The sequence below is a fragment of the Embleya sp. NPDC025285 genome (genome assembly GCF_055558835.1).
On the sequence record NZ_JBVHLU010000087.1, the window covers coordinates 18040 to 39394 of the forward strand.

Annotated in this window: 21 protein-coding genes; all 21 read left to right on the forward strand. The window is 69.4% G+C overall.

Going from position 1 to position 21355, the window contains the following annotated elements; all coding sequences use genetic code 11:
* The first annotated feature begins 6 nt into the window (after nucleotides 1–6).
* Nucleotides 7–1089 carry a threonine synthase gene (thrC, locus tag ACZ4FV_RS39365; protein ID WP_402230599.1) on the forward strand — a complete coding sequence of 361 codons (1083 nt, stop codon included), beginning with the start codon at nucleotides 7–9 and terminating at the stop codon, nucleotides 1087–1089.
* A 366-nt stretch (nucleotides 1090–1455) separates the two neighbouring features.
* Nucleotides 1456–2370, forward strand: a complete 915-nt coding sequence (thrB, locus tag ACZ4FV_RS39370) for a homoserine kinase (protein ID WP_395866010.1) — start codon at nucleotides 1456–1458, stop codon at nucleotides 2368–2370.
* Nucleotides 2371–2943: 573 nt separating this feature from the next.
* Nucleotides 2944–5034, forward strand: coding sequence for a transcription termination factor Rho (rho, locus tag ACZ4FV_RS39375; protein ID WP_395866008.1), 2091 nt, complete (start codon nucleotides 2944–2946; stop codon nucleotides 5032–5034).
* Nucleotides 5035–5313: 279 nt separating this feature from the next.
* Nucleotides 5314–5538, forward strand: a complete 225-nt coding sequence (rpmE, locus tag ACZ4FV_RS39380) for a 50S ribosomal protein L31 (RefSeq protein ID WP_355543038.1) — start codon at nucleotides 5314–5316, stop codon at nucleotides 5536–5538.
* Nucleotides 5539–5694: 156 nt separating this feature from the next.
* On the forward strand, nucleotides 5695–6762 hold the full coding sequence (prfA, locus tag ACZ4FV_RS39385; protein WP_395866006.1) for a peptide chain release factor 1: 1068 nt from the start codon (nucleotides 5695–5697) through the stop codon (nucleotides 6760–6762).
* 10 nt (nucleotides 6763–6772) lie between these two features.
* Nucleotides 6773–7618, forward strand: coding sequence for a peptide chain release factor N(5)-glutamine methyltransferase (prmC, locus tag ACZ4FV_RS39390; protein WP_395866004.1), 846 nt, complete (start codon nucleotides 6773–6775; stop codon nucleotides 7616–7618).
* Between the two features lie 181 nt (nucleotides 7619–7799).
* On the forward strand, nucleotides 7800–8447 hold the full coding sequence (locus ACZ4FV_RS39395) for an L-threonylcarbamoyladenylate synthase (protein ID WP_465325460.1): 648 nt from the start codon (nucleotides 7800–7802) through the stop codon (nucleotides 8445–8447).
* Nucleotides 8444–9094 (forward strand): arsenate reductase/protein-tyrosine-phosphatase family protein, encoded by a 651-nt coding sequence (locus ACZ4FV_RS39400; protein ID WP_395866000.1) that lies wholly within the window; start codon nucleotides 8444–8446, stop codon nucleotides 9092–9094. The genes ACZ4FV_RS39395 and ACZ4FV_RS39400 overlap by 4 nt, the downstream gene beginning before the upstream one ends.
* A 175-nt stretch (nucleotides 9095–9269) precedes the next feature.
* Complete coding sequence (locus ACZ4FV_RS39405) at nucleotides 9270–10553, forward strand: serine hydroxymethyltransferase (RefSeq protein ID WP_395865998.1); 1284 nt, start codon at nucleotides 9270–9272, stop codon at nucleotides 10551–10553.
* A 210-nt stretch (nucleotides 10554–10763) separates the two neighbouring features.
* Nucleotides 10764–12119, forward strand: a complete 1356-nt coding sequence (locus tag ACZ4FV_RS39410; protein ID WP_395865996.1) for an MraY family glycosyltransferase — start codon at nucleotides 10764–10766, stop codon at nucleotides 12117–12119.
* A gap of 234 nt (nucleotides 12120–12353) precedes the next feature.
* A complete protein-coding gene (locus tag ACZ4FV_RS39415) occupies nucleotides 12354–12719 on the forward strand; it encodes a hypothetical protein (protein ID WP_395865994.1) in 366 nt (121 codons plus the stop codon).
* Nucleotides 12720–12852: 133 nt separating this feature from the next.
* Complete coding sequence (locus tag ACZ4FV_RS39420) at nucleotides 12853–13035, forward strand: AtpZ/AtpI family protein (RefSeq protein ID WP_395865992.1); 183 nt, start codon at nucleotides 12853–12855, stop codon at nucleotides 13033–13035.
* An 87-nt stretch (nucleotides 13036–13122) separates the two neighbouring features.
* A complete protein-coding gene (atpB, locus tag ACZ4FV_RS39425; RefSeq protein WP_395865990.1) occupies nucleotides 13123–13938 on the forward strand; it encodes a F0F1 ATP synthase subunit A in 816 nt (271 codons plus the stop codon).
* Between the two features lie 78 nt (nucleotides 13939–14016).
* Entirely contained in the window at nucleotides 14017–14244 is a 228-nt protein-coding gene (gene atpE, locus ACZ4FV_RS39430; protein ID WP_395865988.1) for an ATP synthase F0 subunit C, read from the forward strand.
* A 32-nt stretch (nucleotides 14245–14276) separates the two neighbouring features.
* Complete coding sequence (locus ACZ4FV_RS39435; protein WP_395865986.1) at nucleotides 14277–14834, forward strand: F0F1 ATP synthase subunit B; 558 nt, start codon at nucleotides 14277–14279, stop codon at nucleotides 14832–14834.
* Nucleotides 14834–15649: a F0F1 ATP synthase subunit delta gene (locus tag ACZ4FV_RS39440; protein ID WP_395865984.1), complete on the forward strand. Its 816-nt coding sequence runs from the start codon at nucleotides 14834–14836 to the stop codon at nucleotides 15647–15649. The genes ACZ4FV_RS39435 and ACZ4FV_RS39440 overlap by 1 nt, the downstream gene beginning before the upstream one ends.
* Nucleotides 15650–15796: 147 nt before the next feature.
* A complete protein-coding gene (gene atpA, locus ACZ4FV_RS39445; RefSeq protein ID WP_395865982.1) occupies nucleotides 15797–17440 on the forward strand; it encodes a F0F1 ATP synthase subunit alpha in 1644 nt (547 codons plus the stop codon).
* A 20-nt stretch (nucleotides 17441–17460) separates the two neighbouring features.
* Nucleotides 17461–18369 (forward strand): F0F1 ATP synthase subunit gamma, encoded by a 909-nt coding sequence (locus ACZ4FV_RS39450; protein WP_395865980.1) that lies wholly within the window; start codon nucleotides 17461–17463, stop codon nucleotides 18367–18369.
* A 5-nt stretch (nucleotides 18370–18374) separates the two neighbouring features.
* The gene (gene atpD / locus ACZ4FV_RS39455; protein WP_395865978.1) at nucleotides 18375–19823 is read left to right on the forward strand and encodes a F0F1 ATP synthase subunit beta; all 1449 of its coding nucleotides are present in this window, start codon (nucleotides 18375–18377) and stop codon (nucleotides 19821–19823) included.
* Between the two features lie 206 nt (nucleotides 19824–20029).
* Nucleotides 20030–20404 carry a F0F1 ATP synthase subunit epsilon gene (locus ACZ4FV_RS39460; protein WP_360318886.1) on the forward strand — a complete coding sequence of 125 codons (375 nt, stop codon included), beginning with the start codon at nucleotides 20030–20032 and terminating at the stop codon, nucleotides 20402–20404.
* 83 nt (nucleotides 20405–20487) lie between these two features.
* Nucleotides 20488–21063, forward strand: a complete 576-nt coding sequence (locus tag ACZ4FV_RS39465) for a DUF2550 domain-containing protein (protein WP_395865976.1) — start codon at nucleotides 20488–20490, stop codon at nucleotides 21061–21063.
* Nucleotides 21064–21355 lie beyond the last annotated feature (292 nt).

A 21355-nucleotide genomic window follows, 5' to 3' on the forward strand; every position in this document is an offset into this window, starting at 1 on the left:
GGGACCGTGAGCGCGCTCAAGGAAGGCGTCCGCACCACTCAGTGGCGCGGGGTCATCGAGGAATACCGCGACCGTCTGCCGGTCTCGGCGAACACACCCGTGGTCACCCTGCGTGAGGGTGGTACGCCGCTGGTCCCGGCCCAGGTGCTCTCCGAGCGCACCGGATGTGAGGTTCACCTCAAGGTCGAGGGCGCCAACCCGACCGGGTCCTTCAAGGACCGCGGCATGACGATGGCGATCTCCAAGGCCAAGGAGGAGGGCGCGCGAGCGGTCATCTGCGCGTCCACCGGCAACACCTCGGCCTCGGCCGCCGCGTACGCGGTGCGCGCCGGGATGGTCTGCGCCGTGCTGGTGCCGCAGGGCAAGATCGCGCTCGGCAAGATGGGCCAGGCCCTCGTGCACGGGGCGCGCATCCTCCAGGTCGACGGCAACTTCGACGACTGCCTCACGCTCGCCCGCGATCTGGCCGAAAAGTACCCGGTCGCGCTGGTGAACTCGGTCAACCCGGTGCGCATCGAGGGCCAGAAGACGGCCGCCTTCGAGATCGTGGACATGCTCGGCGACGCGCCCGACATCCACGTGCTCCCGGTCGGCAACGCGGGCAACATCACCGCGTACTGGAAGGGCTACAACGAGTACGCGGCCGACGGCCTGGCCGCCCGCCGCCCGCGCATGTGGGGCTACCAGGCGGCCGGTTCGGCGCCGCTGGTCAACGGCGCGCCGGTGCTCTCGCCGCAGACGATCGCCACCGCGATCCGGATCGGCAACCCGGCGTCGTGGGACTTCGCGATCGCCGCGCGGGACGATTCCGGCGGTCACATCGAATCGGTGACCGACCGTCAGATCCTGTCGGCGTACCGTCTGCTGGCCGCCCAGGAGGGCGTCTTCGTGGAGCCGGCGTCCGCCGCGAGTGTGGCCGGATTGCTCCAGGCGGCCGAACAGGGTCGGGTCGATCCGGGCCAGCGGATCGTCTGCACGGTCACCGGCAACGGCCTCAAGGACCCGGACTGGGCCGTGGCCGGCGCGCCCAAGCCGGTCGTCGTGCCGATCGACGCGTCTGCTGCGGCTGCCCAACTCGGCCTGGGCTGACCCGTTCGGCCGCCATCGATCGATGCACCGGTGGAATGTCGCCCATTCGCCGCATTCGCCGGTGTGGAAATCGTTTCGGAATCGAATCCGGGCGGTCGACGGTCACTCGTCGACCGCCCCCGGTCCTTTTCGATCCCATTTCCGGTACCAATCCCACGACGCGGTGGTTACGGTGTCCCGCGAGGGAACGCACCTTCGGTAGGCTGATCACCGGACGCGGCCTTGCACTCGTTCCGCGGCGCATGCCGCCCGGGTCTCGCGTCTGTTCCTGCCGTTCCGCAGCACCCGCGATTTCCCGAACGCGCCACCGGTTCGGACCGTCCCGCGAAGGTGCCCGGAACTCCACGAGGAGGAGTGTCCACGCGTATGGCCGGCCCCGCATTCCGTGCCGCCCCCGTCCGGGTTCGCATCCCGGCCACGAGCGCCAACCTGGGTCCCGGGTTCGACGCGTTCGGACTCGCGCTCGGACTGTACGACGACGTCGCCGTCCGGGTCGCGGACGAGGGCTTGTCGATCGACATCGCAGGTGAAGGCGCCGACGACCTGTCCCGTGACGAGAACCACCTGGTCGTGCGCGCGGCCTACGCCGCGTTCGAGGCGATGGGCGGTCGACCTCCCGGGTTGGACGTCGTATGCGCGAACCGGATCCCGCACGGACGCGGTCTGGGCTCGTCCGCCGCGGCGATCTGCGCGGGTGTGATCGCCGCCCGGGCGCTGACCATAGGCGGCGCCGAACGGCTCGACGACGAGGCCACACTCGCCCTGGCGACCGAGTTGGAAGGCCACCCGGACAACGTCGCGGCGTGTCTGCTCGGCGGGTTCACCATCGCCTGGACCGAGGAGGACGGCCCCCGGGCGGTGCGATCGACCCCCGACCGGGGTATATCTCCAGTCGTGTTCGTACCCGCCTCCCCGCTGTCCACCGAGGTCGCGCGCGGTCTGCTGCCGGCCAAGGTGACACATCGCGACGCCGCGGCGAACGCGGGACGCGCCGGCCTGCTGGTCACCGCGCTGACCTCGCGTCCGGACCTGCTGTTCGCCGCGACCGAGGATCGGCTGCACCAGACCTACCGGGCGCCCGCGATGCCCGCGAGCGCCGAATTGATCGACAAGCTGCGCGCACAGGGGATGGCCGCGGTCGTCTCCGGCGCGGGGCCGACCGTGCTCGCCCTGGTCACACACGACCGGGTCGACGAGGCGATCGGTATGGCCGGGCCCGATTGGGTGGTTCGGCAATTGGGAGTGGACGGGGCCGGAGCAAGCGTCATGCCACTGGCGTGACCTGCGTACTCGCTGTTCGTTGGCAGTACGCCCGGTAGGCGGGAGACGGACCCGACGGCACACCCGGCGCGGCCGGGCGAACGGTCCGAGCGGTGGTGGATCCGTTCACTCCACTGCACTACCGCAGGAAAAATGGGCTGCGCCGGGGGAGCGATGGGGTGGGGGAATGTCTCTTGGGTCCGGTAGTGTTAGCGTCATCACCGCACCAGATCCCCCACCCGCATAGGTTGGGCGCGTTCGGTGCTCTGTGGCCACGATCCTTTGGGAGTTCCCCCTCCTGCCTGTCCTTCGTGACGAACGTGGCTCCCCGATACAGACCGGCGGAACCACCGCGCCGCGTCGAGCTCATCCCGGGGACCCGAGGGCCGTTCCTTCACAGGAAATCGAGCCCCTACAGGAATACGAGCCCCCACAGGCATACATGAGCCCGATCCTCGCAGTACTGGGCACATTTTCGACGATTCCCGCCATCCGGCGGACCACCGCACCGGACCGCACTGGAAGCGGGACGGACAGCACAACCGGTCGCCGAGCCCTCTCAAGGCCGACGCCCGCTCCAGGGAAGGACCCTTCGTGAGCGACACCACCGAACTCATGGACGCAACGCCGCAGGCCGCGTCCGCCTCGGGTGACGCGGCTGCCACCGCGGACGCCCCCGCTCCCGCCACGCGGCGCCGCCGCTCGACGGGCACCGGCCTCAACGGCATGGTGCTGGCGGAGCTGCAGCAGGTCGCCACCGGTCTCGGCATCAGCGGCACCGGCCGCATGCGCAAGAGCCAGCTGATCGAGGCCATCCAGGCGAAGCAGGGTGGTTCGGACGCCGCTCCCGCTGCAGCCACGAAGCCGGCCCGGGCCACCAAGGCGAAGGCCGCCGCAGCCGCGGACAACGGCGCGGCACCGGCCGAGGCCGTCGCCGCGGCACCCGCCGAGGCGCCCGTCGCGGAGGCGCCCACCAGGGCCCGCCGTGCCGCGCGGACGCGGGTCGCGGTCGAGGCCCCGCAGATCGAGATTCCGGAGCAGGCCGCCGCCGAGGCGCCCGCCAACGGGCGCACCCGACGTGAGCAGGAGCCGGCGGCCGAGGCCACCGAGGCCCCGACGCGCCGTCGTGGCGAGCGCACCGAGCGCACCGGCGACGAGCAGGGCGAGCAGCGCGAGGGCGGCGAGCGCGAGGGCCGCCGCGAGCGTCGCGAGCGCGGCCAGAACCGGCGCGACCGCGGCGACCGCAACAACGAGCGCGGCGGCGAGCGGACCGAGCGCGCCGAGCGCCCGGAGCGCGGCGAGCGGGCCGAGCGCGGCGACCGCGGCAACAACGAGCGCGGGGAGCGCGGCGGCGACCGCGCCGAGCGGGCCGACCGCGGCGGCGAGCGCGGCAAGCAGCAGCAACAGCAGCAGCAGGACAACGACCCGATGGGTCCGGACGACGACTTCGAGGGCGGCGGCCGTCGGCGCCGTGGCCGTTACCGCGACCGCAACCGTCGCCGCGGCGGCCGCGAGGGCTTCGAGACCAACGAGCCCGTGCTGGCCGACGACGATGTCCTGGTCCCCGTCGCGGGCATCCTGGACATCCTCGACAACTACGCCTTCGTGCGGACCTCGGGCTACCTGCCCGGCTCCAACGACGTGTACGTCTCGCTCGCCCAGGTCCGCAAGAACGGCCTGCGCAAGGGTGACGCGATCGTCGGCGCGGTGCGTCAGCCGCGCGACGGCGAGCGTCGGGAGAAGTTCAACGCCCTCGTGCGCCTGGACACGGTCAACGGCATGGAGCCGGAACAGGCGCGGCAGCGCTCCGACTTCAACAAGCTGACCCCGCTGTACCCGCAGGACCGGCTCCGTCTGGAGACCGACTCCGGCGCGCTGACCACGCGGATCATCGACCTCGTGTCGCCGATCGGCAAGGGCCAGCGCGGTCTGATCGTCGCGCCGCCCAAGGCGGGCAAGACGATGGTGCTCCAGGCGATCGCCAACGCGATCACCGTGAACAACCCCGAGTGCCACCTGATGGTCGTGCTCGTGGACGAGCGCCCCGAAGAGGTCACCGACATGCAGCGCTCGGTCAAGGGCGAGGTCATCTCCTCGACCTTCGACCGGCCCGCCGAGGACCACACGATCGTCGCCGAGTTGGCCATCGAGCGGGCCAAGCGCCTGGTCGAACTGGGCCACGACGTGGTCGTGCTGCTCGACTCGATCACCCGCCTGGGCCGCGCGTACAACCTCGCGGCGCCCGCCTCCGGCCGCATTCTGTCCGGTGGTGTCGACTCGACCGCGCTGTACCCGCCGAAGAAGTTCTTCGGCGCGGCGCGCAACATCGAGAACGGCGGCTCGCTGACCATCCTGGCCACCGCGCTGGTCGAGACCGGCTCGCGGATGGACGAGGTGATCTTCGAGGAGTTCAAGGGCACCGGCAACATGGAGCTCAAGCTCGACCGCAAGCTCGCCGACAAGCGGATCTTCCCGGCGGTGGACGTGGACGCGTCCAGCACCCGCAAGGAAGAGATCCTGATGGCGTCGGACGAACTCGCGGTCGTCTGGAAGCTGCGCCGGGTGCTGCACGCGCTCGACCAGCAGCAGGCCATCGAGCTGCTCCTGGACAAGATGAAGAAGACCAAGAGCAACGGCGAGTTCCTGATGCAGATTCAGAAGACGACGCCGATGCCGAACGACTAGTCGGCTCACGCGTGGGGTCCGGGGGGCGCCCCCGGACCGGCACAGTCGAAGACCACGCCGATGCCGAACGACCGGTCGCACCTCGACCGGTCGTAGGACGCAAGACCGGACACAGCGTCGGCCGGGAGGGAATGTCACGACCTCGGTCGTGGTTGGGCGGTACAGACCCTGATTTGGGTCCGGTCGCCCCCTCCTGGCAGACTGCTCTGTCGGCCCCGGTTCACGTGACGCCCACTCGGGCGTACGACCCGGCGCCCTCCCGAACCCAAGGAGACTCCTGTGAAGCCCGACATCCACCCCGAGTACGTGGAAACCACCGTCACCTGTGGCTGTGGCTCGACGTTCACCACGCACAGCACCGCGACCAGCGGCCAGATCCGCGTCGAGGTCTGTTCGCAGTGTCACCCGTTCTACACGGGCAAGCAGAAGATCCTCGACACGGGTGGCCGTGTGGCGCGCTTCGAGAAGCGCTTCGGCAAGCAGCCGGTGGCCGGCAACAAGTAGCGACCCCGCGGCGCCGGAGGAGCGGTGGGCCTTGTCCAAGGTCCGTCCCGCCCCTCCGGCGCCGTTCGTTTGTCCGCCCGTCCCGGGCGTCCCGCCGATCCCGCCACCGCGTCACGATCCCGCCGAGTTCGCGGCCATACCCCAGAGGAGCCCCCAGTGTTCGAGGCGATGGACGACCTGCTCGCCGAGCACGCCGACCTGGAGCGACAGCTCGCCGATCCGGCCGTGCACACGGACCAGACGCGCGCGCGCAACCTCGGGCGGCGCTACGCCGAACTGGGGCCGATCGTGGACGCCTACCGGCAGTGGTCCAGTGCCGCCGCCGACGTCGAGGCCGCACACGAACTGGTCGCCGAGGACCCGGACTTCGCCGCCGAGGCGGAGGAGGCCGAGCAGCGCCGCGAGGAGTGCGCGGAGAAGCTGCGCCGGCTGCTGGTGCCGCGCGACCCGGCCGACGACAAGGACGTGATCCTCGAGGTCAAGGCGGGCGAGGGCGGCGAGGAGTCGGCCCTGTTCGCGGGCGACCTGCTGCGGATGTACCTGCGCTACGCCGAGCGGGCCGGCTGGAAGACCGAGATCCTCGAATCCAACGAGTCCGATCTCGGCGGCTACAAGGACGTCCAGGTGGCGGTGAAGACCAAGGGCAACCCCGCGCCCGGCGAGGGCGTCTACGCCCGGCTCAAGTTCGAGGGCGGCGTACACCGCGTCCAGCGCGTGCCCGCCACCGAGTCGCAGGGCCGCATCCACACCTCCGCGGCCGGCGTCCTGGTGCTGCCCGAGGCGGAGGACGTCGAGGTCGAGATCAACGCCAACGACCTGCGCATCGACGTGTACCGCTCGTCCGGGCCCGGCGGCCAGTCGGTCAACACCACCGACTCCGCGGTGCGCATCACGCACCTGCCCACCGGCATCGTGGTCTCCTGCCAGAACGAGAAGAGCCAGCTCCAGAACAAGGAGTCGGCGATGCGCATCCTGCGCGCCAGGATGCTCGCCGCGGCCCAGGAGGAGGCCGACAAGGAAGCCTCCGACGTGCGCCGCAGCCAGGTCCGCACGGTGGACCGCTCCGAGCGCATCCGGACGTACAACTTCGCGGAAAACCGGATTTCGGACCACCGCGTGGGCTACAAGGCGTACAACCTGGACCAGGTGCTCGACGGCGATCTCGATCCGGTCATCCAGGCGTGTGTGGACGCCGACATGGCCGCTCGGCTCGCCCACCAATAACGGAGACGAGATGAACCTGCTGCTCGCCGAGGTGGCCCAGGCCACCCTGCGACTGGCCGACGCGGGCGTTCCCTCTCCGCGCTTCGATGCCGAGGAACTCGCTGCGTTCGTGCACGGTGTCAAGCGTGGCGCCCTGCACACCGTCGCCGACGGCGACTTCGACGCGCGGTTCTGGGAGGCCATCGCGCGCCGGGAGGCCCGTGAGCCGTTGCAGCACATCACCGGGCGGGCCTTCTTCCGCTACCTCGAACTCCAGGTGGGTCCCGGCGTGTTCGTGCCCCGGCCGGAGACCGAGGTGGTGGTCGGCTGGGCGATAGACGCGCTGCGCGCGATGGACGTCGCCGAACCGCTCGTGGTCGACCTGTGCACCGGCTCCGGCGCGATCGCGCTCGCGGTCGCCCAGGAGGTGCCCCGCTCGGTCGTGCACGCGGTCGAGCTGGACCCGGACGCGTACCGCTACGCCGCGCGCAACGCGAGCGGCTCGCGGGTGATCCTGCACCGGGGCGACGCGCTCGCCGCGCTGCCGGAGCTGGACGGCACGGTCGACCTGGTGATCAGCAATCCGCCCTACGTCCCGCTGGACGAGCGGGACGAGATGGCCCCCGAGGCGCGCGACCACGACCCCGAACTGGCCCTGTTCTCCGGGCCGGACGGGCTGGACTTCATCCGGATCCTGTCCAAGACCGCCTACCGGCTGCTGCGCCCGGGCGGCCTGGCGGTGGTCGAGCACGCGGACACCCAGGGCGGCGCGGTGCCGTGGATCTTCAACGAGGAGGCCGGTTGGGTGGACGCGGCCGACCACCGCGACCTGACCAATCGGCCGCGCTTCACCACCGCACGCAAGGAAGGCGCGTGAATCGCGCGCCCCGCACGTCCGCGCGGCCGGCCTCGCCCGCGCCGCCCGCACCCTTCGCGGCACCGGCACCACCCGTGGCCTTCGCACCACTGGCATCACCGGCACCACCCGCGGCACCCGCACGCTTGGCATCGCCCGCACCGCCCGCTTCGCCCGTACCGCTTCAGGAGGTAAGTGCCCGATGAGCCGACGCTACGACTGCTCCGACGCGATGGACCGTGGGCTCGGGCTGCGTGAGGCGACCGGGTCGATCAAGCGCGGCGACCTGGTCGTGCTGCCCACGGACACCCTGTACGGCATCGGCGCGGACGCGTTCACCCCGCACGCCGTGCACGCGTTGCTCGACGCCAAGGGCCGGGGCCGCAACATGCCCTCGCCCGTGCTGGTGGGCTCGCCGAACACGCTGCACGGGCTGGTCACCGGCTTCCCTGAGGTGGGCTGGGAACTGGTCGACGCGTTCTGGCCGGGCGCGCTCACCATCGTCGCCTTCCACCAGCCGTCGCTGATGTGGGACCTGGGCGATACCCGCGGCACGGTCGCGGTGCGGATGCCGCTGCACCCGGTCGCGATCGAACTGCTCACCGAGACCGGGCCGATGGCGGTCAGCAGCGCGAACCGGTCCGGGAATTCGGCGGCGACCACGGTCGACGAGGCCGAGGCCCAACTCGGCGAATCGGTGTCGGTGTACCTGGACGGCGGCACCTGCCCCTCGACCGCGCCGTCCTCGATCGTCGACCTGACCGCCGGCCGCCCCCGGCTGCTGCGTGAGGGTGCCCTGTCGTTGGACACGTTGCGCGAGGTCGTACCCGACCTGGAGGGCGTGAATTGACCCCGCCACCTCCCGTGGGGCACTCCTACGGGCCGTACGGGTCCGCGCCCGACTCGTTTCGGATCCTGTTCGTGTGTACGGGGAGCATCTGCCGCTCGCCGATCGCCGAACGGCTCGCGCGGCTGGGACTGGAGCGCCGGCTCGCCGCCGACGACGCGGTCCGTCTCAGCGTGCAGAGCGCCGGGACCTGGGGGCACGAGGGCGCGCCGATGGAGCCGCACGCGGCCGAGGTGCTGCTCGAATACGGCGCCGACCCGGGCGACTTCCACGGCCGCGAACTGCTGGACGAGCACGTGGCCGAGGCGGACCTGGTGCTCACCGCGACGCTCGACCACCGCGCGCACGTGGTGTCCATGGGGCACGCCTCCGGCCTGCGCACGTTCACGCTCAAGGAGTTCACCCGACTGGTCGCGGTACTGGAGCGCGCGCCGTATCCCGAGCGCGATCTGGTCCAGCGCGGCCGCTCGTTGGTGCGGGCCGCCGCGGCGTTGCGCGGGCGGCTGGCCGCGCCCGATCCCGAGTGGGACGAGGTGGCCGACCCGTACGGCGCGCCCCTGAGCGTGTTCCGGGCCTGTGCCTCCGACATCGGCTCGGCCCTGGACCCGGTGCTCACCGCGCTCACCGGGCACCCCGCGCACAGCCACTGACGACATCTCGGCGCGCGAGTCGCGCGCACCCGCGCGGCGACCGGCCCGAATCGGTGCGAATCCACCCGTCGGGCGAGCGGCCCGAATCGGCCCGAATCCGCCCCCCGAGAGCCTGTCCGTGCCCCGACCCCCGGCATATGGTGGAGAAGTCCCTGCGGCCTTGAGGAGCAGTGCCATGGGCACTCCCGACTCCACGTCAACTCCCTTCTGGGGACCGGACTTCGCCGCCCTGCGCGAGGCGGACCCGGAGATCGCCGAGGTGCTTTTGGGCGAGTTGGCCCGGCAACGCGGCGGTCTGCAGTTGATCGCCGGCGAGAACTTCACCTCCTCGGCGGTGCTGGCCGCGCTCGGCAGCACGCTCGCCAACAAGTACGCCGAGGGTTATCCCGGACGGCGCTACTACGGCGGGTGCGCCGAGGTGGACCGCGCCGAGGAACTCGCGGTGCGCCGGGCCCGGGCCCTGTTCGGCGCCGAGCACGCCAACGTGCAGCCGCACTCGGGCACCGCCGCGAATCTGGCGGCCTATGCGGCGGTCCTGGCGCCGGGCGACACGATCCTGGCCATGTCGCTGCCGCACGGCGGCCACCTCACCCACGGCTCCCGGGTGAATTTCTCCGGCCGCTGGTTCCACGCGGTCGCCTACGGGGTGCGCGAGAGCGACGAGCGGATCGACTACGACCAGATCCGGGACCTGGCCCGGGCGCATCGGCCCCGGCTGATCGTGTGCGGCGCCACCGCGTATCCACGGCTTGTCGATTTCGCGGCGTTTCGCCGAATCGCCGACGAGGTGGGCGCCTACCTGATGGTGGACGCGGCGCACTTCATCGGTCTGGTCGCGGGTGACGCGGTGCCCTCGCCGATCCCGTTCGCGGACATCGTCACGTGCACCACGCACAAGGTGCTGCGCGGTCCGCGCGGCGGAGTGATCCTGTGCCGTGAGGAACTCGCCGACCGGATCGACCGCGCGGTGTTCCCGTTCAGCCAGGGCGGGCCGCACATGCACTCGGTGGCGGCCAAGGCGGTCGCGCTGGGCGAGGCGGCCGGCGCGGCGTACCGGGTGTACGCACGCCGCGTGGTGGCCAACGCGCAGGCGTTGGCACAGGGTTTGCAGGCCGAGGGCATGCGGGCGGTCTCCGGGGGCACCGACACCCACCTGGCGCTGCTGGATCTGCGGGGGATCGGGGTCAGCGGCAGCGACGCGGAACGTCGCTGCGAGCGCGCGGGCATCACGCTGAACAAGAACGCGATCCCGTTCGATCCGGTGAAGCCGATGATCGCCTCCGGGATTCGGGTCGGCACGGCTGCGGTGACCACGCAGGGGATGACCGAGACGGACATGAAGGAGATCGCCCTGCTGATCGGTCGGGCGGCGCGTGAGGACGACGAGAGCGTGCTGCGCGAGGTGCGTGCGGCGGTCGGCGACCTCGTGGCGACCCATCCGGCCTACCCGCGCCGCTGAGTCGCCCACCGGGCAATCCCGGTCCGGGGTGGCTGGGACCGGGGAGACTGTGGTTACGTGTGGGGCGACGGGCCGGTGGTGGCACCACCGAGCACAGTGCGATCGTCCCTCGCCGGTGAAGGTTCGGCGATTCTCCCGGGGAGCGGCGGCACGTCTAGTCTGAAGCCCGTGCTGCCGCTGGGATGTGCCGAAGCCGGGGACGGTTGAGTCTTGCGCGAATACCTGCTCACGCTGTTCGTCGCCGCCGCGGTGACCTACCTGCTGACGGGCGCGGTCCGCCGGTTCGCCATCGCCGCCGGCGCGATGCCCGAGATCCGCGCGCGCGACGTGCACAAGGAGCCGACCCCGCGCCTGGGCGGGTTGGCGATGTTCGGCGGTTTGTGCGCGGGTCTGCTGGTCGCCCGGCATCTGCCGGTGCTGGAGGACGTGTTCACCGCCTCGACCGACGTGCAGGCGCTGTTGTCCGGCTGCGCGCTGATCTCGGTGCTCGGGGTGATCGACGACAAATGGGGCGTCGACGCGATCATCAAGCTGCTCGGTCAGGCGCTCGCCGCGGGCGTGATGGTCTGGCAGGGCATCGTGATCCTGTGGCTGCCCATCCCCGGCTACGGCACGGTGAGCCTGACGCCGACCCAGGGCACGTTGCTGACCATCGGGATAGTGGTCATCACGATCAACGCGGTGAACTTCGTGGACGGCCTCGACGGCCTCGCGGCCGGCATGGTGTGCATCGCCGCGCTGGCCTTCTTCGGCTACTCGTACCGGCTGTGGTTCGGTTACGGCGTCTCGGGCGCCGCCGCGCCGACGCTGTTCACCGCGCTGCTGATCGGGATGTGTGTGGGTTTTCTGCCGCACAACCTGCACCCGGCGCGGATCTTCATGGGCGACTCCGGCTCGATGCTGATCGGCCTGATGCTGGCCGCCGCCGCGGTCACCGTGACCGGCCGGATCGACCCGGACGCGATCATGGCGCAGAGCGACGGCTCGATGTCCTTCACCACGCACAAGCTGGTGCCCGTCTACATTCCGCTGGTGCTGCCGTTCGCGGTGCTGGTGGTGCCGCTGATGGACCTGGTGATGGCGGTCGGCCGGCGCGGTTGGGCGGGGCGCTCGCCGTTCGCGGCGGACAAGGGCCACCTGCACCACCGGCTCCTGGAGATCGGCCACTCGCACAGCCGGGCGGTGCTGATCATGTACTTCTGGTCCGGCCTGATCGCGTCGTTCACGGTGCTGATCTCGGTCCGTCCGGAGCGGCGTCCGATCGTCTACGTGGGTCTGGGCCTGATCGCCCTCGGCCTGGTGTTCCTGATGTTGCCGAGGTTCAAGCCGCACGTGCCGACCGAGCTGTACAACGTGGTCCCGCCGCGCTATCGGCGGATGCGCCGGCGGCGGCGCGGCGCGAACGTTCCGGTCGATCGGATGGTTCCCGGCGAATCAGACGGCGTACGGCTGAACGGAGCATCCGCCACAGCCGCCACAGGCTCCACACGTCATTCGCAAAACCCCACCCCACCAGCGCATTTGCCTGCGGGCAGGGGGGCGCGAAAGGGTGGTGGAAGGCTGTGAGCTTGTACACACGAACGGGTAAAGCTCTGCTCAAATAGTTTGTGATACCGTTCACGAACCAGGATCAACGGCCGATGAACCCCCAGCAACGAGGGTTCTGATCCCCCACGGCCATTCCCGAGCGTTGCGTCGTACCGAGCGTGTGCTCGGGCGACAGATCCGCCTCTGCCCCCCACTGATGCCGGAGTCACCGACATGCAGGCCAATGACGTCCGCCTTCTCCGAGGTTCGGTCGTGTGCACGACCGGGGCCGGGGTAATCGCGGCCATCGCGGCCTTCTTCGCGGCCGGTGGCAAAGGATTGCTCGGCGCGGTGCTCGCCACTGTCGTCGTCCTGGTCTTCTTCGCGATCGGCCAGTTGGCGATCGGGCGTATCTCGCGCAACAACCCCCTCATGATGATGAACATGGCGCTCTTCACGTACATCGTGCAGATCCTGCTGTTGGGGTTGGTTTTGTTCCTGTTCAAGGACACCGAGGCGTTCGACACGAAGGTGTTCGGACTCACCATCCTCGGGGCCACGCTGGTCTGGGTCGCCTCGCAGGTGTGGATCTTCACCCGACTGAAGATCGCCTACGTCGAACCGGACGGAGAGCGATGACATACGACCGACGCCGGACACAAGCGACACGGGGTTCGCGGGCCGGGTATGTAGACGCGACGCCGGTACTGCTAATGTCCGGGGCGTCATGAGCGAGAGAGGCCCCCGTCCACCGGACCGAGAGAATCGGGCGATGGACGGTGCCGCATGGTCGAGTGTCGGTTATCTGCTGAGCGGGATGCTCGTCTACGGCGGAATCGGCTGGCTGATCGACCGGTGGACCGGCCACTCCGCACTGTTCCTGCCGATCGGCCTGGTCGTCGGAATCGCTCTGGCCCTTGTTCTTGTCTTTGTCCGCCACGGCAGGTCCTCCTGACCGGGCCCTGTTGCGTGCCGCTCCGTGGCCCCTCGCCACGCCGACACATCGAGGTAGCCGAAAACATGCTTCACGACGAAGGAGTCGGTGGTGACTGCTGACGTCCAGACGCTCGCCAGCGAGAGCGGATGTCACCTGTTCTCCGGGTGCGGCTTCCCCTCGCCCGGGCTGAACGTCTTCGAGTTCAAGCCGATCTTCTCCATCGGGGCCTTCGACTTCACGAAGCCGATGTTGCTCGCGCTCATCTCGATGCTGCTGGTGATCGGCTTCTTCTGGAGTGCGTTCGCCAAGCCCAAGATGGTGCCGCGCGGCGCGCAGAACGTCGGCGAGTTGGGCTACCTGTTCGTTCGCGACAACATCTCGCGGGAGACGATGGGCAAGAAGGGCGACCCCTACGTCCCCTTCCTGTTCTCGATCTTCTTCTTCGTGTGGGTCATGAACGTGATGGCGATCATCCCGTTCGCCCAGTTCCCCGCGACCTCACGCATCGCCTTCCCGGCATCGATCGTCGGCGTCGTGTACGTGACCTACCTGGTCCTGGGCATCAAGCACCAGGGCTTCGTCGGTTACTTCAAGAACATGATGTTCCCGCCCGGTCTGCCGAAGGCGATCTACTTCCTCCTCGCGCCGATCGAACTGCTCCAGGGTCTGATCACCCGGCCGTTCACCATGGCGGTCCGACTGTTCGCGAACATGTTCGCCGGACACATGCTGATCGTCACCTTCAGCGTCGGCGCCTGGTACCTGCTCGGCTTCCACATCGGGGCGCTCTTCTCGGCGACCTCGTTCATCGTGGTCGTCATCCTGACCGCGTTCGAGCTGATGATTCAGGCGCTGCAGGCGTACATCATCACGCTGCTCGCGGCCTCCTACATCTCCAGCTCGCTCGAATCCGAGCACTGAGAGACCCCGCAGACCTTCCCTCTCCTCGACCGTCGTCCGGTGGATCGTCCATCGGCCTCGAAAAAAGGATCAGTTCTCATGAACCTCGCCGCTGAAGTTTCCGGCAGCCTCGGTTCCATCGGCTACGGCCTCGCCGCGATCGGCCCCGGTATCGGTATCGGCATCATCTTCGGTAACGGTGTCCAGGCCATGGCCCGTCAGCCCGAGGCTGCCGGTCTGGTCCGCCAGAACATGCTGCTGGGCTTCGCCCTCGCCGAGGCGCTCGCGCTCATCGGCGTCGTCATGCCGTTCGTCTACGGCACCTGATTCATCCGCTACGGACGGAAGGTCCTCACACCGTGATTTTCCTCGCCAACAGCGAAGAGAAGATGAACCCTCTTCTCCCGCCGCTCGACGAGATCATCATCGGTGGCGTGGCGTTCCTCATCGTCTTCGGCTTCCTGTGGAAGATGCTCCTTCCCAAGATCGCGAAGACGCTGGCGGACCGTACGGACGCCATCGAGGGCGGTCTCAAGCGCGCCGAAGAGGCGCAGGCCGAGGCCCAGGCCGAGCTGGAGCGTTACCGCGACCAGCTCGCCGAAGCCCGTCGTGAGGCCGGTCGCCTCACGGAGGACGCCCGCGAGCAGGGTGCGGTCGCCATCGCCGAGATGCGCGCCGAAGGTCAGCGGATCAAGGACGAGATCGTCACCGCCGGCCACACCCAGATCGAGGCCGACCGCAACCAGGCCCAGAACGCGCTTCGTCAGGACGTCGGCCGGCTGGCCGTCGACCTCGCGTCGCGCATTGTCGGGGAGTCGCTCGAGGACGAGGCGCGTCAGCGTCGGGTCGTCGATCGCTTCCTCGTGGAGCTGGAGACCAAGGCCGCCGCGGCGGCGACCTCGGAGAAGGTGCGCTGATGCAGGGCGCCAGCAGGGAATCCCTCGCCGCGGCTCGTGAGCGCCTGGACGCGCTCGCGACCGCGACCGGTACCGACATGGTCCAGTTGGCCCAGGAGCTCGACTCCGTGGTCATCCTGCTCGACCGGACGGTGTCGCTGCGTCGCGTCCTCACCGACTCGACGCGCTCCGGGGAGGCCCGCGCGGCCTTCCTGACGCAGCTCCTGTCCGGCCAGATCTCCGGTACCACGGCGGATCTGCTCGGCGGACTCGTCCGCACGCGCTGGTCGCGGCCGACCGACCTGGTCGACGCGATCGCCGAACTCTCGGTGTCCGCCGAGCTGATCGCCGCCGAGCGCGACGGGAAGCTCGACGAGCTCGAGGACGAGTTGTTCCGCTTCGGCCGGATCGTGGTGGGCGAGCGCGAGCTGCGCTCCGCCCTGACCGACCCGGGCATTGCGAACGAGCGCAAGGCGGAACTGGTGTCGGGTCTGCTGGAGGGACGGGCCCAGCCCGTCACCCGGCGACTGATCACCAGGCTCGTCGCACATCCCCGTAGCCGTAACCTTGAACACGGGCTCGAGTCGTACGCGCGCCTCGCCGCCGATCGCCGGCGTCGCATGGTCGCGTTGGTCACGGTCGCACTGCCTCTCACCGAGGAGCAGCGCACCCGCTTGGCCGCGGCGCTGGGCCGGATGTACGGCCGCGAGGTCCACCTGAACGTGGAAATCGATGCCGACGTCATCGGCGGGGTCCGCGTGGAGATCGGTGACGACGTCATCGACGGCACCGTGACCACACGTCTCGAAGAAGCGGGCCGACGGCTCGCCGGCTGAGAGACACCGGACGACAGGGCGTCGCCGTCCGCCCGGGGAAAACCCCCGGACCGGCACAGCGACTCCCACAGCAGCACCGCGGTTCCGTACGACAAGCGACGGACAGCGGACCGTTAACCCCACCACCTAGGAGAGCAGGGACACCAGATGGCGGAGCTCACGATCCGGCCGGAGGAGATCCGGGACGCGCTGGAGCGCTTCGTCGCCTCGTACGAGCCGGAGACGGCCGCGCGCGAAGAGGTCGGTACCGTCACCGAGGCGTACGACGGCATCGCCAAGGTCGAGGGCCTGCCCTCGGTCATGACGAACGAGCTGCTCAAGTTCGAGGACGGCACCCTCGGTCTGGCGCAGAACCTCGACGTCCGCGAGATCGGTGTCGTCATCCTCGGTGACTTCAGCGGTATCGAAGAGGGCCAGAAGGTCCGTCGTACGGGCGAGGTTCTGTCGGTTCCGATCGGTGACGGCTACCTGGGTCGCGTCGTCGACCCGCTGGGCCAGCCGATCGACGGCCAGGGCGAGATCGCGGCCGAGGGCCGTCGCGCGCTGGAGCTTCAGGCTCCCGGCGTGATGATGCGCAAGTCGGTGCACGAGCCGATGCAGACCGGCATCAAGGCGATCGACGCGATGACCCCGATCGGCCGTGGCCAGCGTCAGCTGATCATCGGCGACCGGCAGACCGGCAAGACCGCGGTTTGCCTGGACACGATCATCAACCAGCGCGACAACTGGCGCTCGGGCGACCCGAAGAAGCAGGTTCGCTGCATCTACGTCGCGATCGGCCAGAAGGGCACGACCATCGCGTCCGTGCGCCGCTCGCTCGAAGAGGCCGGCGCGCTGGAGTACACGACGATCGTCGCCGCCCCGGCATCCGACCCGGCCGGCTTCAAGTACCTGGCCCCGTACACCGGTTCGGCCATCGGCCAGCACTGGATGTACCAGGGCAAGCACGTCCTGATCGTGTTCGACGACCTGTCGAAGCAGGCCGAGGCGTACCGCGCCGTGTCCCTGCTGCTGCGTCGTCCGCCGGGGCGCGAGGCGTACCCCGGTGACGTCTTCTACTTGCACTCGCGTCTGCTCGAGCGTTGCGCGAAGCTGTCGGACGAGCTCGGCGGCGGCTCGATGACGGGTCTCCCGATCATCGAGACCAAGGCGAACGACGTGTCGGCGTACATTCCGACCAACGTCATCTCGATCACCGACGGCCAGTGCTTCCTGGAGTCCGACCTGTTCCTGCAGGGCGTGCGCCCCGCGGTCAACGTCGGTATCTCGGTCTCGCGAGTCGGTGGCTCCGCGCAGATCAAGGCGATGAAGAGTGTCGCGGGTCGACTTCGCGTCGACCTGGCCCAGTACCGTGAGCTGGAGGCGTTCGCGTCCTTCGGTTCCGACCTGGACGCCACCTCCAAGGCCTCGCTGCAGCGTGGTGCGCGCATGGTCGAGCTGCTCAAGCAGGGGCAGTTCGAGCCGTTCGCGATCGAGCTCCAGGTCGTCTCGATCTGGGCCGGCACCACCGGCAAGCTGGACGACGTTCCGGTGCAGGACATCCGCCGCTTCGAGAAGGAGCTGCACGAGTACGTGCAGCACAAGCACGCGGCCCTGCTGACCGGGATCGTCGAGACCGGCAAGCTGGAAGACGACACCGTGATGGCGCTCACCGACGCGGTGGATGCCTTCAAGCAGACGTTCACCAAGTTCGACGGCGAGCCGTTGATCCAGGACGTGACGCCTGCCGGGCTGACGAAGGAAGACGTCGGCCAGGAGAAGATCACCCGTCACGTGGCCAAGTCCGAGTAAAGAACGGAGAACCCTGACCAATGGGAGCCCAACTTCGGGTCTACCGGCGTCGGATCCGTTCCGTGTCGGCGACCAAGAAGATCACGCGCGCCCAGGAGCTCATCGCGGCGTCGCGGATCGTGAAGGCGCAGCAGCGCGTCGCGGCCTCCAAGCCGTACGCCGACGAGCTGACGCGCGCCGTTTCCGCGGTCGCCACCTTCTCCAACACGCAGCACCCGTTGACCACCTCGGTGGAGCGGCCCACTCGGGCCGCGGTGCTGTTGGTAACCAGTGACCGCGGTTTCGCGGGCGGCTACAACTCGAATGCCATCAAGGCCGCCGAGCAGCTCACCAAGCTGCTCGAGGACGAGGGCAAGACGGTCAGCCGCTACGTGATCGGGTCCAAGGGCATCGGGTTTTTCCAGTTCCGCGACGTGGACCTGGCCGGGCAGTGGAAGGGATTCTCCGACCGCCCCGAGTACTCCGACGCCAAGAAGGTGGCAGGTGAGCTGATCGACGCGTTCGTGACGCCCACCGACGAGGGCGGTGTGGACGAGATTCACCTCGTCAGCACCGAGTTCGTCTCCATGCTCACGCAGAGCCCGGTCGCGGTGCGGGTGCTCCCGTTGGCGGTCGAGGAGACGGACGAGCCGCCGGCCGGCGGTCCCTTCCCGCTCTACGACTTCGAGCCCTCGGCCGAGGGTGTTCTCGACGCACTGCTGCCGCGGTACGTCGAAAGCCGCATCTTCAACGCCCTGCTGCAGTCCGCCGCTTCCGAGCACGCGGCCCGCCGGCGGGCGATGAAGTCGGCGACCGAGAACGCCGAAGACCTCATCCGGACCCTCTCTCGTCTGGCGAACAACGCCCGCCAGTCCGAGATCACCCAGGAAATCAGCGAGATCGTCGGTGGCGCCAACGCCTTGGCCGACGCGACCGCGGGGAGTGATTAGACATCATGACTGCCACTGTTGAGACGGCCGCTGCCACGGGCCGCGTCGCCCGCGTCATCGGCCCGGTCGTCGACGTGGAGTTCCCCGTCGACGCGATGCCGGAGATGTACAACGCGCTGCACGTCGACCTGGACCTCTCGGGCCAGGGCGAGGGGGAGGGCAAGACCACGCTCACCCTCGAGGTCGAGCAGCACCTTGCCGACGGCATCGTGCGTGCGATCTCGATGCAGCCCACCGACGGCCTCGTTCGCGGCGCCATCGTCACGAACACCGGCTCGCAGATCTCCGTGCCCGTGGGCGACGTCACCAAGGGCCACGTGTTCAACGCCCTCGGCGAGGTCCTCGACGTGGACGCGGCGACCTTCGAGGTCACCGAGCGCTGGCCGATCCACCGGCAGGCGCCGGCCTTCGACCAGCTCGACTCGAAGACCGAGATGTTCGAGACCGGCATCAAGGTCATCGACCTGCTCACCCCGTACGTCAAGGGTGGCAAGATCGGTCTGTTCGGTGGTGCGGGTGTCGGCAAGACGGTGCTCATCCAGGAGATGATCGTCCGTGTCGCCCGTCTGCACGAGGGTGTGTCGGTGTTCGCCGGCGTCGGCGAGCGCACTCGTGAGGGCAACGACCTGATCGAGGAAATGAAGGAAGCGGGCGTCTTCGAGCAGACGGCGCTCGTCTTCGGGCAGATGGACGAGCCCCCGGGCACCCGTCTGCGCGTGGCTCTGTCCGGCCTGACCATGGCGGAGTACTTCCGCGATGTGCAGAAGCAGGACGTGCTGCTCTTCATCGACAACATCTTCCGGTTCACCCAGGCCGGTTCCGAGGTGTCGACGCTGCTCGGCCGGATGCCCTCCGCGGTGGGTTACCAGCCGACGCTCGCCGACGAGATGGGCACCCTCCAGGAGCGCATCACCTCGACCCGCGGTCACTCGATCACCTCGATGCAGGCGATCTACGTCCCTGCGGACGACCTGACCGACCCGGCTCCGGCCACGACGTTCGCGCACCTCGACGCCACGACGGTGCTCTCGCGTCCGATCTCCGAGCTGGGTATCTACCCGGCCGTGGACCCGCTGGACTCGACGTCCCGGATCCTGGACCCGCGCTACGTCGCGCAGGACCACTACGACTGCGCGATGCGGGTCAAGAGCATCCTGCAGAAGTACAAGGACCTCCAGGACATCATCGCGATTCTGGGCATGGACGAGCTGTCCGAAGAGGACAAGCTCACCGTGCACCGCGCGCGTCGCATCCAGCGGTTCCTGTCGCAGAACACCCACGTGGCGAAGCAGTTCACCGGGCTCGACGGTTCGGACGTTCCGCTGTCCGAGACCATCGAGGCGTTCAACGCGATCGCCGACGGCAAGTACGACCACGCTCCCGAGCAGGCATTCTTCATGCTCGGTGGGCTGGACGACCTCGAGAAGAAGATCGCCGAGCTCAACAAGGGCTGACGATCGCCTGATCGACGAGGGGCGGTCCCGAACGGGTCCGCCCCTCGTGTCGGTTCCCGGTACGGGCCACCCGGCCCCTCCGGAAACCCGCCGGCGCTGAGTCGGTTGGAGCCAGGCCCGTCCGGGCCACTATCCTTGAACACCACCCGTCCCGTGAGGACGGAGGCGAAGACCAGCGTGTCTTCGACCCGACATGAGGAGCCACGTTGGCTGAGCTGCACGTCGAGCTGGTCGCGGCCGACCGCAAGGTGTGGTCCGGCGAGGCCACCATCGTCATCGCACGCACCGCGGACGGCGACATCGGCATCCAGGCCGGTCACCAGCCGGTCCTCGGAGTGCTCGAATCAGGTCCGGTGACGATCCGTCAGGCCGACGGTTCGGTCGTCATCGCGGCGGTCCACGGCGGGTTCATCTCGTTCGCGGACAACAACCTCTCGCTGCTCGCCGAGATCACCGAGCTGGCCGACGAGATCGATGTCGCCCGCGCGGAGCGGGCGCTCGAGCGCGCCGGCGCGGCGAAGGACTCCAGCGCCGAGCGGCGTGCGGAGACGCGGCTGCTCGCCGCCCAGCGGCGGGACTAGCCACAGCCAGTCGCAGCACCAGAGCCCGGACCGACACACGGCCGGGACCACTGCTCAACGCGCGAACGAGGAGGTCGATCCGGATGGTCCTCGTCGTGCTGAGCGTGATTCTGGGCGTTGTCGTCGTATTGGTGGTCGGCGTCGCGGCGTTCGCGCTGCGTCGCCGGCTGATCCAGCGACCCGGCGGCACCTTCGACTGTTCGCTGCGCATGCGGCCACCGGTATCGCGATCCGGCGAGGCCGGTTCGACCTCCGCGGCGTCACCCGGGCACCAGGCTCCGGGGGGCGCCGCGTCGTCGTCCCCGGAGCCGGCAGGCAGCGGTGCCGAGGAGGATCCGGCGGCGCCGTCGGCCGATCCCGACCACGGCAAGGGCTGGGTCTTCGGGATCGCCAGGTACAGCGGGGACCGGATCGAGTGGTTCCGCGTGTTCAGCTACGCGCCCCGCCCGCGTCGGGTGTTGCAGCGCGGCGGGATCAATGTGATCGGCCGCCGGGAGCCGGCCGGCCAGGAGGAACTGGCGCTGCTGGCCGGCGCGGTGATCCTGGTCTGCGAACACGACGGCGCGCGGATCGAACTCGCGTTGAGCGAGGACGCGTTGACCGGTTTCCTGGCCTGGCTGGAAGCGGCGCCGCCGGGACAACGGGTCAACGTCGCCTAGCGGCGGCGCTCAGCTCCCGACAGCGGAGCTTCGCTCCCGGCCGGCACTCGTCAGCGGTTGGCGCCGGGCACCCACAGCACGTCGCCCACCTCGCGGTTCGCGTGCCGCGCCAAGATGCTGTGCCTGTTTCGGGGGCGACCCCCGGGCCCCACGCCGGGGTGTGTTCGCGTCAGCGGTTGGCGCCGGGCACCCACAACACGTCGCCCACCTCGCGGTTCGCGTGCCGCGCCAAGATGCTGTGCCTGTTTCGGGGGCGACCCCCGGGCCCCACGCCGGGGTGTGTTCGCGTCAG

Coding starts and splice junctions, on each gene's coding strand:
- thrB (WP_395866010.1), top strand. CDS start 1,456: ATGGCCGGCCCCGCATTCCGTGCCGCCCCCGTCCGGGTTCGCATCCCG.
- prmC (WP_395866004.1), top strand. CDS start 6,773: ATGAACCTGCTGCTCGCCGAGGTGGCCCAGGCCACCCTGCGACTGGCC.
- ACZ4FV_RS39395 (WP_465325460.1), top strand. CDS start 7,800: ATGAGCCGACGCTACGACTGCTCCGACGCGATGGACCGTGGGCTCGGG.
- ACZ4FV_RS39405 (WP_395865998.1), top strand. CDS start 9,270: ATGGGCACTCCCGACTCCACGTCAACTCCCTTCTGGGGACCGGACTTC.
- ACZ4FV_RS39420 (WP_395865992.1), top strand. CDS start 12,853: ATGGACGGTGCCGCATGGTCGAGTGTCGGTTATCTGCTGAGCGGGATG.
- atpE (WP_395865988.1), top strand. CDS start 14,017: ATGAACCTCGCCGCTGAAGTTTCCGGCAGCCTCGGTTCCATCGGCTAC.
- ACZ4FV_RS39440 (WP_395865984.1), top strand. CDS start 14,834: ATGCAGGGCGCCAGCAGGGAATCCCTCGCCGCGGCTCGTGAGCGCCTG.
- atpA (WP_395865982.1), top strand. CDS start 15,797: ATGGCGGAGCTCACGATCCGGCCGGAGGAGATCCGGGACGCGCTGGAG.
- ACZ4FV_RS39450 (WP_395865980.1), top strand. CDS start 17,461: ATGGGAGCCCAACTTCGGGTCTACCGGCGTCGGATCCGTTCCGTGTCG.
- atpD (WP_395865978.1), top strand. CDS start 18,375: ATGACTGCCACTGTTGAGACGGCCGCTGCCACGGGCCGCGTCGCCCGC.
- ACZ4FV_RS39465 (WP_395865976.1), top strand. CDS start 20,488: ATGGTCCTCGTCGTGCTGAGCGTGATTCTGGGCGTTGTCGTCGTATTG.